This window comes from Streptomyces sp. NPDC052042 (assembly GCF_044548345.1).
Lineage (GTDB): Bacteria > Actinomycetota > Actinomycetes > Streptomycetales > Streptomycetaceae > Streptomyces.
The window spans coordinates 1-10742 of record NZ_JBIUBU010000060.1 but is presented as its reverse complement, the minus strand read 5'-3'; the positions used below and the strand labels follow the sequence as shown (position 1 = coordinate 10742).

General features: G+C 72.4%; 6 protein-coding genes. 1 reads left to right on the top strand and 5 read right to left on the bottom strand.

The genetic code is table 11. The features are described from left to right. Window positions 1-149: 149 nt before the first annotated feature. The 4 genes from ACIHCL_RS36550 to ACIHCL_RS36535 form a co-directional block, all read right to left on the bottom strand. Window positions 150-1619, bottom strand: a complete 1470-nt coding sequence (locus ACIHCL_RS36550) for a catalase (RefSeq protein ID WP_399868862.1) — start codon at window positions 1617-1619, stop codon at window positions 150-152. A gap of 232 nt (window positions 1620-1851) precedes the next feature. Continuing rightward, window positions 1852-3768: a SpoIIE family protein phosphatase gene (locus ACIHCL_RS36545; RefSeq protein ID WP_399868861.1), complete on the bottom strand. Its 1917-nt coding sequence runs from the start codon at window positions 3766-3768 to the stop codon at window positions 1852-1854. A gap of 371 nt (window positions 3769-4139) precedes the next feature. After that, window positions 4140-4844: a DUF402 domain-containing protein gene (locus tag ACIHCL_RS36540; protein ID WP_399868860.1), complete on the bottom strand. Its 705-nt coding sequence runs from the start codon at window positions 4842-4844 to the stop codon at window positions 4140-4142. A gap of 208 nt (window positions 4845-5052) precedes the next feature. Continuing rightward, entirely contained in the window at window positions 5053-6525 is a 1473-nt protein-coding gene (locus tag ACIHCL_RS36535) for a class II fumarate hydratase (RefSeq protein ID WP_399868859.1), read from the bottom strand. Window positions 6526-6661: 136 nt separating this feature from the next. On the opposite strand from ACIHCL_RS36535, the gene ACIHCL_RS36530 reads away from it, so the two are divergent. Beyond that, window positions 6662-8161, top strand: a complete 1500-nt coding sequence (locus ACIHCL_RS36530; protein WP_399868858.1) for a ricin-type beta-trefoil lectin domain protein — start codon at window positions 6662-6664, stop codon at window positions 8159-8161. Window positions 8162-8253: 92 nt separating this feature from the next. Here the strand turns inward: ACIHCL_RS36530 and ACIHCL_RS36525 are convergent, their stop codons facing one another. Beyond that, window positions 8254-9555, bottom strand: a complete 1302-nt coding sequence (locus ACIHCL_RS36525; RefSeq protein ID WP_399868857.1) for a M18 family aminopeptidase — start codon at window positions 9553-9555, stop codon at window positions 8254-8256. Window positions 9556-10742 lie beyond the last annotated feature (1187 nt).

The window sequence follows — 10742 nt, the reverse complement described above, 5'->3', positions numbered from 1 at the left end:
GAGAATCACACGCCGGCCCGCCCCCCCCCCCGGCGGGGGCGCGCGGGGGGGGGGCGGGGGCCGGCGCGGGGCGGGGGGGGGGGGGGGCGGGCCGGGGGGGGGCCCCCCCCCCCCCCCACGCCCGTGCTCCGTCCGAGGGGGAGGTGGAATCAGGCGCCGTTGACCTTCTTGGCGACCCGGTCGCCGAGGTCCTTGTCCACGTTGCGCCAGTACTGGAGCGCTCGCTCCAGGACCGGGGCGCTCACACCGTCCAGCAGATGGCCGGAAATGTTGGACACCAGGCGCTCGCGGGCGGGGTCGTCCATGACCTTGCGCACCAGCGTGCCCGCCTGGCCCCAGTCGTCGTCCTCGCGGTGCAGCTTGTACGCCTCGTGCACCATCTCGCCGGCCGTGGCCCAGCCCGCCGGATCGCCGAAGCGTTCCGTGTCCGCGGCCGGACCGCCGTACGAGTTCGGCGCGTAGACCGCTCCGGTACGCGCGGGCTCGTACCGCATGGGGCCGTCCTTCGCGTAGGAGTTCCGGCCGAACCGGGGGCGGTTCGGGGGCAGCTGCGCGTAGTTCGGGCCGATCCGGTAGCGGTGCGTGTCCGGGTACGAGAACAGCCGGCCGAGCAGCATCTTGTCGGGCGACGGGCCGATGCCGGGCACCAGGTTCGACGGCTCGAAGGACGCCTGCTCGATGTGGACGAAGAAGTCCTCCGGGTTCTCGTTCAGCGTCATCCGGCCGACCTCGATCTCCGGATAGTCGGCGTGCGGCCACACCTTCGTCAGGTCGAACGGGTTGAACCGGTAGTCCGGGGCGTCGTCGAACGGCATGATCTGGACATACAGCGTCCAGCTCGGGTGGTCACCGCGCTTGATCGACTCGTACAGGTCGCGGCGGTGGACGTCGCCGTCCACACCGGCCATCCGGTCGGCCTCTTCCTGGGGGTAGAAGTCGATGCCCTGGTCGGTCTTGAAGCGGTACTTGACCCAGAACCGCTCGCCGCCCGCGTTCACCCACATGTAGGTGTGCGAGCTGTAGCCGTTCATATGACGGTAGGTCCTCGGGATGCCCCGGTCGCCCATCAGCCACGTCACCATGTGCGCGGACTCGGGGGAGAGGGTCCAGAAGTCCCACTGCATGTCGTGGTCGCGCACCGCGCTGTCCGGGCGGCGCTTCTGCGAGCGGATGAAGTCCTGGAACTTCATCGGATCGCGCACGAAGAAGATCGGCGTGTTGTTGCCGACCATGTCGTAGTTGCCCAGCTCCGTATAGAACTTAAGGGCGAAGCCGCGCGGGTCGCGCCAGGTGTCCGGGGAGCCCTGCTCACCGGCGACCGTGGAGAAGCGGGCGAGCATCGCGGTCCGCTTGCCCGGTTGGAAGAGGTCGGCCTTGGTGAACTGGCTGATGTCGTTGGTCACCTCGAAGAAACCGTAGGCTCCGGAGCCCTTGGCGTGGACCACCCGCTCCGGGACCCGTTCGCGGTTGAACTGGGCCATCTTCTCGATGAGGTAGTGGTCCTGGAGCAGGATCGGGCCGTTGGAGCCGATGGTGAGCGAATGCTCGTCGCTTTCCACCGGAATCCCGGCGTTGTTCGTGGTGTAGGGGGTGTTCCTGGTCTTCGTTTCCTCGGACACGAGCGTCCTCCCGTCGGTGGGGCTGCGTTCAGGTCGCCTTGTCCACGACTGAAGTCAACTCTGCCGACAGGAGGTCGGCAACATTTCGCTACCGTCCGTGCAGGGGTCTCCTCACCCGGGCGTTCAGGCGTCCGGATGCCCGGACCACCGTTCCTCGTCCGTCCGGACCGCACGGAGACCCGGCGCCCGGACAGCGGGCATCCGGCCGTCCGGGGCGCATGGACCGCGCGGTCTACGAGCTCCGGGTCGGCATCTCGAACCACACCACCTTGCCGGTCGACAGCCGGGTCGCTCCCCATCGCCTGGCCAACCGGTTCACCAGGAACAGGCCGCGCCCGCCCTCGTCCATGTCCCGGGCCCGGCGCTGCCGGGGCAATTGCGGGGCGTCGTCCCCGACCTCGCAGCGCAGGAAGTCGGTGCGCAGCAGCCGCAGGGTCACGGGGCGCTCCGCATATCGGACCGCATTGGTGACCACCTCGCTGACCAGCAGTTCCACCGGCTCGGAGAGCTCGTCGAGCCCCCAGCGGCTCAGCGCCCGCCGGGCCAGCCTGCGGGCCCGGCCGGGGGCGGTCTCCTCCGGTTCCAGGTGCCAGTAGGCGACATCACTGGGCGCGATGCCGTCGAACCGGGCGGCGAGCAGCGCGATGTCGTCGTCGCGGTCACCGGGACCGAGCATGTCCAGGACGTCGTCGCACAGCGCCTCCAGCGGAGGCGAGTGGTCCGGGCCGGTCAGCCGGGCGGTGGCGGCGAGCCGTTCGCGCAGCATCTCGATGCCGGTCCAGACGTCCCGCAGCCGGGACTCCACCAGGCCGTCGGTGTACAGGAGCAAGGTGGCACCCGCGGGCGCGTCCAGTTCGACCGCCTCGAAGTCCACCCCGCCGACGCCGATCGGGGCTCCGGGCGGCACCCGCAGCACCTCGGCCCGGCCGCCCAGGTGGAGCAGGACGGGTGGCGGGTGCCCGGCGTTGGCGATGGTGATGCGGTGCGCGACGGGGTCGTACACCGCGTACAGGCAGGTCGCCATGCGGTCGCTGCCGAGGCGCTGCGCCTGCTCGTCCAAGTGGTGCAGCACTTCCTGCGGGGGCAGGTCGAGCTGGGCCAGGGTCTGCGCGGTGGTGCGGAGCTGGCCCATGATCGCCGCGGAGGTCATGGAGTGGCCCATGACATCGCCGACGACCAGGGCGACCCTGCTGCCGGGCAGCGGGATCGCGTCGTACCAGTCGCCGCCGACCCGGGCCGTCTCGGCGGCCGGGAGATAGCGGGAGGCCAGCCGGACACCGGTCGCCTGGGGCAGCGAGTCGGGCAGCATGGTGCGCTGGAGCTCGTCGGCGATGTACGCCTCGCGCCCGTAGAGCACGGCCTTGTCGATGCCGAGCGCGGTGTGCGTGGCGAGCTGGGCCGCGACCAGCAGGTCGTTGGCCTCGAAGGCGGGCCGCTCGGCCCCGCGCAGGAAGACGGCGGCGCCGATCACCCGCCGCCGCCCGCGCAGCGGTGCAAGGATCGCGCGGTGCCCGCTGGGTACGGACCGGTCGGCGCCGAGAAGTTCGGGAAGCGCCGCGCGGGCCGCCGCGGAGTCGCCGAAGACCGGCCGCACGCCGCGCAGCACCTCGGCCAGCGCACCGCCCGAGCGGACCTCGCACAGCTCGGCCGCGGGCGGCAGGTCGCCGTGCGGATCGATGACCGGCGGTCTCAGCCGTTCGATCTCCGACGGGGTGTCCGCATCGTCCTCGTACAGCCGCAGCCGGTCCGAGCGGCGCAGCCGCAGCACGAACGGGGAGACCGGCCGCTCGTCGCCGACCGGCAGCGGGTCGCGGAGGTAGACCAGTATGGCGTCGGAGAACGTCGGCACGCTGGCCCGGCACAGCCCCAGCACGATCTCGTCGAGATCGATGCCGCGGGCGATCCGCCGGGTGGCGGCCCCGACGAAGCGCAGCCGGTCGCCCTCGCGGCGGGCGGCGGCCTGCGGGTCGAGCCCGGCGGGGTCGGCGGCCACCGGGGCCCCGGCCGCGCCCGGTGCCGCGGCCGGACCTGGGATCGCGGCGGCACGGGAAGCGGCCGACGCGGCGTCCTGCTGCCGAGGCCGGGTGCGTTCCTGCGGCTGGGCGGCAAGAGGCTGCCGCCCTTCGTGGGAGGTGGGATGCTCCGTCACGCGTGGGATTCCGTCCGTCCGGGCCGGTTGTATGAGGCAGACACCTCGTGGGGCGCTACTTTGCCCCGGCAAGAGCGGCGAAAACAACGGCTGTCACCGGATGCCCCCGAACGAGGGGCCGAAACCGGATACCCCCGGAGCGGTTCGGTGACAACGTTTCCGGCGGCGGGGCGGGCGACACCGGGCACGTCTCCACCCCCTTGTAGTGGCTCATACGATTCATACGACTGATGGGGCCCATAGAGCTCATGCAGTGCGTGATGCCCGTGCGGTGACTTGTGGTCAGGTCCTGCGCCGCGTGCCCCGGTTGGGGCGGCGCGGCACTTCGGAGGACGATCCTACGGTTGCCCCCCTGGGGTGCGACAAGGGTCTCATGACGCCATGTGCGTAGGGGTACGGTCCCAGTCATCCGGGAGCGCCGGAACCCGCCATTCCGGATCCGGCCGCCAGTGCTCCCAGCCGTCGCGGAAGGGCGCGCCCCAGTTCTGGATCATCTCGACGGCGGTCAGGCCCGCTGCCCGGACCCGCCGCGCGGTTCCCGGCGCCAGCAGCCCGACCCGCTGCGCCTGGGCGAACTCGTCCTCGTCGCGCCAGACCCAGCTGCGGTCCGGGTAGACGGAGATGTCGAGGAAGTGGTCCTCGGAGTCGATCCCCCCTGACCAGCGGGTTCGTGGTTCCTCCAGGTTCACGTACCAGCTTCGGAACTGCCATCCGGTCTCCCAGAACAGCCAGACCGACCAGGGCTCACCGGGGCGGGCGAGTTTCAACACGCCGTTGCCGAGCCAGGGCGAGCGCGCGATGGTGCGCGGGGCGGTGTAGCGGGTGGCGAGCGGCTCGTCGTGCACATCGGTGCCGTCCGCCAGCACCGGCTTCACGCACTCGGTTCCCGGCGCCACCCACACGGCGAGCAGTTCGTCGGTGTCCTGGACGACGGTGACGGGGCGGCAGATGTGGACCGGCCCCCGGGCGCGCTCCGCCCCGTCGTCCCCGCCCCGGGGCGGTGGGACGTTGCCGCGGTAGCGCCACAGGATCTGGTCCCCCGGCGTCCAGTGCTCGTTGTATCCGGTGCCTGCCATGGGCAGATCTTAGAGACGCCGCGGCCCCGCCGCCGCCACTTGCCTCAAGGAGGGGCCGTGTGCGCGCCAGCGGGCGCCGATGGCTGCCCCTGCCGTGATGGACCTGACGGATGACCCGTCGGCCGTACGTGCGAGACCGGGGTGCCGTCGCCGCGCCCCGGGGGCATGGGTGCGCCGGGGGATGCCGGCCCCCTCGCCGTGACGGACCTCAGGGACGGGTCATGCGCAGCACGTCCAGCGCCTCGTCGAGCTGCTCCACCGTCAGGTCGCCGCGCTCCACGTAGCCCGAGTCCAGCACCACCTCGCGGATCGTCCGGCGCTCGGCGAGCGACCTCTTGGCGACCTTCGCCGCCTCCTCGTAGCCGATGTACTTGTTGAGCGGGGTGACGACGGACGGCGAGGACTCGGCGTACTCCCTGGCCCGTTCCACGTTCGCGGTGATCCCGTCGACCGTGCGGTCCGCGAGCAGCCGCGAGGCGTTGGCCAGCAGCCGGACCGACTCCAGCAGGTTCTTCGCGATGACCGGGAGCATCACGTTCAGCTCGAAGTTGCCCGCCGCGCCGGCGACGGCGACCGTCGTGTCGTTCCCCGTCACCTGCGCCGCGACCATCAGCACGGCTTCGGGAACGACCGGGTTCACCTTCCCCGGCATGATCGACGAGCCCGGCTGGAGGTCGGGCAGGGCGATCTCGGCGAGGCCGGTGCGCGGCCCGGAGGCCATCCAGCGCAGATCGTTGGAGATCTTGGTGAGCGAGACGGCGATGGTGCGGAGCTGGCCCGAGGTCTCCACGAGGGCGTCCCGCGCGCCCTGCGCCTCGAAGTGGTTCCGGGCCTCGGTGAGCGGCAGCCCGGTGACGTGGGCGACCTCGGCGATCACGGCGGCGGAGAAGCCGGGCGGGGTGTTGATGCCGGTGCCGACGGCCGTGCCGCCCAGCGGCAGTTCGGCGAGACGGGGGAGGGAGGCGCGCAGCCGTTCGATTCCATACCGGATCTGCGCCGCGTAGCCACCGAACTCCTGTCCCAGGGTGACGGGCGTGGCGTCCATGAGATGGGTGCGCCCCGACTTCACGACCGTCGCGAACTCGGCGGCCTTGCGCTCCAGCGCGGCGGCGAGATGGTCCAGGGCCGGGACGAGGTCGCCCGTGGCGGCGGCGGTCGCGGCGATGTGGATGGAGGACGGGAAGACGTCGTTGGACGACTGCGAGGCGTTGACGTGGTCGTTCGGATGGACCTCGCGCCCCAGGCGCTCGGTGGCGAGGGTGGCCAGGACCTCGTTGGTGTTCATGTTGGACGAGGTGCCGGAGCCGGTCTGGAAGACGTCGACCGGGAAGTGCGCGTCCCAGAGCCCCTCGGCGACCTCCTCGGCGGCCTCCCGGACGGCCCGGGCGATGTCCGGGTCGAGCACGCCCAGCTCCGCGTTGACCTTGGCGGCGGCCGCCTTGATCCGGGCCAGGGCCTCGATGTGGGCCCGCTCCAGGCGCTGACCGGAGACCGGGAAGTTCTCCACCGCGCGCTGCGTCTGGGCCCGCCACTTGGCGTCCGCGGGCACCCTGACCTCGCCCATCGAGTCGTGCTCGACGCGGAAGTCCGTGCCCTCCCGGGGGGTCGGGGAGGGGGTCTGCGCCGGGTGCGGCTTTGGGACGTGGGTGGGGCCCGGTGTCGGGGTCTGTGCGTCGTCCATGAGTGCAACCTCCTGTGGAAGTTGAGCACTTATCTTGTTCCGACTATTCCCAAGACGCCTACCGACCAGTAAATACCGGGGGTAACAACAACCTCCGGGAGGCGCAGTGCAGCGCACCAGACACACACTCCGCCGCATGGTCGCGACCGCCGCGGCCATGGCGGCGGCATTCGGCGGCATGGCCGCCGCGGCGGGGTCGGCGGGCGCGGCGGACCGGCCGACCGCGGGCACCACCGCATCCACCCCGCTCTCCCCCGAGCTGGAGGCCATCCGCGCCGCCGAGGCCACCAAGCTGTACGGGGATCCGGCCGAGCGGCCCCTCGCCGACCGCAAGACCGGGCTGATCTCGCTCGGCGACAGCGAGATCTCCGGCGAAGGCGTCGGCACGTACGAGGCCGGCACCAACGGCCCCGACAACTGGTGCCACCGCTCGCCCGACGCCGCCATCCACCGCACCGGCATCCCCGCCGACGTCACGTACAACGTCGCCTGCTCGGGCGCGTACACCGGCAACATCGTGGTCGGCGGGTCGAAGCAGTACGCCGACGAGCTCGTGCAGAGCGACAACCTCGCCATCAAGGCCCGCAACACCCGCATCAAGATGATCCTGCTGGTCGCCGGGGCCAACGACGACCTCGAGTTCGGCCCGGTCATGACCGACTGCGTCGAGCGCTGGGTCTTCTCCAAGGGCACCTGCCAACCGAAGTACGAGGGCGGATGGCAGAACCGTGTCGACGGGCTCGTCCCCAAGGTCGAAAGGACGGTCCGCGACCTGCGAACCGTCATGTCCGGCGCCGGGTACCGCGACAGTGACTACAAGCTCGTGGTCATGGGATACCCGAGCCCGATCGGCCCGGACTTCTACGACAACCCGAAATTCCCGGGCAAGCTGCCCGGCGGCTGCGCCGGGTACGACTCGGACGCCGCCTGGGGCCGCAACACCGCCGTGCCCGCCTTCGAGCGCGGCATGCGCAAGGCCGCCGCGGAGACCGGGGCCGTCTACCTGGACAACTCCCGGCTCTTCCACGGGCACGAGGTGTGCAGCGAGGACACCTGGGCCCGCGGTCTCTACATCGACCTCGGGCACTTCCCGCCGGACGCCAACTCCGTCCGGCAGTCCTTCCACCCGAACGCGCGCGGCCACGCCGCCTTCGCCTCCTGTCTGACCCAGATCTACGACTCGGGTCTGCGCGAGGCGGGCTGCGCCGACCCGGCCAGCACCGGAAAGCCGGTGCTCCAGCCGGTGGCCTGGGACGACGTCTTCAAGCCCCTGAAGAACGAGGCCACGGGCAGCTGCGTGGACGTCCCCGCCTCGGTGACCCGCAACGACACCGCGATCACCGGCTGGGACTGCCACGGCGGCCGCAACCAGGGCTGGTGGTACGACTCCGGCACGCAGACCCTGCGTACGGAGCTGAGCCACGACCGTTGCCTGGACGTGCCGGCCTCCGACTACAAGGCCGGCGCACGGCTCATCCTGTGGGACTGCGCGGGCTCGGCCAACCAGCGGTTCGTCCAGGAGGCGGACACCCTGCGCCCGGCCGCCGCGACGGGACTGTGCCTGACGCTCGCGTCGGCCAAGGACACGCTGCGGCTGCAGAAGTGCGACGGGAGCGCGAACCAGCGGTTCGCGTGACGCCGTGACACCGGCGGGAGGGGTGGGGCGGCCGGGACCGCCCCACCCCTCCCGTGCGTCGGCCGGGACCGTGTACCGGTCGAGGCCCGCGGTCAGCCGGAGGTCATGAACGCGCCCAGGACGGCGGCCAGATGACCGGGGTCGGCGGCTCCGCACAGCTCCCGCGCCGAGTGCATGGACAGCCCGGGCACCCCCACGTCGACGGTCGTGACGCCCAGCCGGGCCGCGGTGAGCGGGCCGATGGACGTGCCGCACGGCATCGCGTTGTTGGACACGAACGGCTGCCACGGCGCACCCGCTCGTTCGCACGCCGCCGCGAACACCGCCATGCCGGTGCTGTCGGTCGCGTACCGCTGGTTGACGTTCACCTTCACCGTGGGGCCGCCGTTGGGCAGCGGCTGATGGCCCGGGTCGTGCCGTTCCGCGTAGTTGGGGTGAACGGCGTGCGCCATGTCGGAGGACACGCAGAAGGCACCGTCCAGGGCCCGGGCCCAGTCCTCCGGACCGCCGTCGCGCGCGGTGACCGAACGGCTGAGGACCCGTTCCAGCAGCGGGCTCTGCGCGCCCGTCTCCGAACCGCTGCCGACCTCCTCGTGGTCGAACGCCGCCAGGACGGGAACGTACGCGGGCTCCTCGGACGCGGTCGCCGCGGCCACCAGCGCCGTGATGCCGGCATGCACGGACACCAGGTTGTCCAGCCGCGCCGAGACCACGAACTCCCGGTCCGCGCCCAGGTATCCGGGCGGCTGGACGTCATGGAGCATCAGGTCCCAGCCGAGGACGTCGTCCGGCTCCGCCTCCACGGCCCGGGCGACCCGCCGCAGCAGCGCGCCCTCCTCGGGTGCCCCCAGCGACCACAGCGGGGCGAGATGGCGCTGCCGGTCGAGGGCCAGTCCCTCATTGACCGTGCGGTCCAGGTGGATGGCCAACTGGGGCACGCGCAGGAGCGGTTCGTCGATCTGGACGAGCCGGGATTCGACCATGCCGCCGGGGCCGCGCAGCGCGAGCCGTCCGGAGATGCCCAGATCGCGGTCGAGCCAGGTGTTCAGCGGGACGCCGCCGTACACTTCCACCGCCACCTGCTTCCAGCCCGCCGTTCCGGTGTCGGGGGTGGGCTTGACCCGCAGGTTCGGTGAGTCGGTGTGGGTGCCGACGATCCGGAAGGGGGTGTGGGCCGGGGCTCCCTCGGGGACGTACCAGGCGATCAGGGCACCGCCGCGGGTGACGAAGCAGCCGCCGGTCGTGCCCGTCCAGTCGTCCGTGCCGCGCAGCTCTCGGAAGCCGGCCTTCTCCAGGCGCTGGGCGGCGCAGGCCACCGCGTGGTACGGGGAGGGACTGGCCTGGATGAAGGACAGCAGATCGTCGGCGTGGCTGCGGTGGGGAAGCGGCGTCATTCGGCGTCCGCCTTTCCGGTGTTCGACGGTGAGGTGACAGTGCCCGGGCCGCGTCCGGCCGCTCGCTGCGGTTCGGGTGCGGTCCGGGGTGCGGGGGGTGACGGCTGGGCTGCTGGTTTCCGGGTCTTCTTCCGGCTCCGGGGCCCGGACGGGGCTCCGGTTCCCCGTGGTCGCGGGGCGCCGAGTACGCCGGGGCCTTCGACAACCCACCGCAGCGGCCCGGTACGGCGCAAGTCCCCGGAACGGTCCGGTGCGTGAAAGCGGCGGTGCCGGACCGGTCGCGAACGCCCGCGACCGGGGCTCGCGGCGGCGCGCGGCGCCCGTGCGGAGGAGGTCCGAGGGCGTTCTGATAGGTCGGCGAGGGGCGCGCGGACCGGACAAGCGCGCCGATACGGGGCCGGACGACCGGTCCCGTGCGGAGCGCCGCAAGATTGGCTGAAATCCGCCGTAGGCAATCGCCTGTCCCGCCGACCGTCAAGGCCGATTCCCGGGCCGGACGGGCGGCCGGGGCGCCGCCGTCTTTCGGCCCGCGGCCGAGGGCGACGGATGGTGGCTGTCAGGCGGGCGGCTGCCGGAGGGGGCGTGCGCCGTCGCGACCGGAGGGCGCCGCCGTACCGGATGCGGGGCTGCCCGGGGACGCGGGTGCCCGCGCACGCGACCGCGCGCCCGAACGTGAGTGCGTACGACGGAAGAAGAGGCGGCCGCGTGCGGTGGGAGAGAAAGCGAGTGTGTACGACGGAAGGGAGAGGGCGCGCGCGGTGGAAGAGGGAGCGAGTGTGTACGACGGAAGGGAGAGCGAGCGCGGGCACACCGAAGGCACACGGAATGAGGGGGCGTCCACGAGCGCGCCGCGCAGGCGGCCCCAGTGGGCCTGTCGGCCGTCCGTCCGGCCGGGCACACCCGTCGAGCCCCGTCGCGTTTTGGGCGGCGGTGGGGGATCCGCGCACCCGTAGCCGCCCGTGGGGCGCGGGCCAGCGCGTGGCCGCGTCCGTACGCCGCGCGGGAGTCACCCGCGTAGGCGCGTGCAGACACCCCGCCGGCACGTACGCGTAGAGCTCGTCCGTGATCCACCCGCGTGCGCGCGTGCGGACACCCCGTCGTGCGCCCGCGGCGCCCGGGGGGGGGGCGGCCCCGGCGCCCCCCGGGGGGGACACCACCCCCGCCGGGGGTGTGGGCCGGCTGGGGCC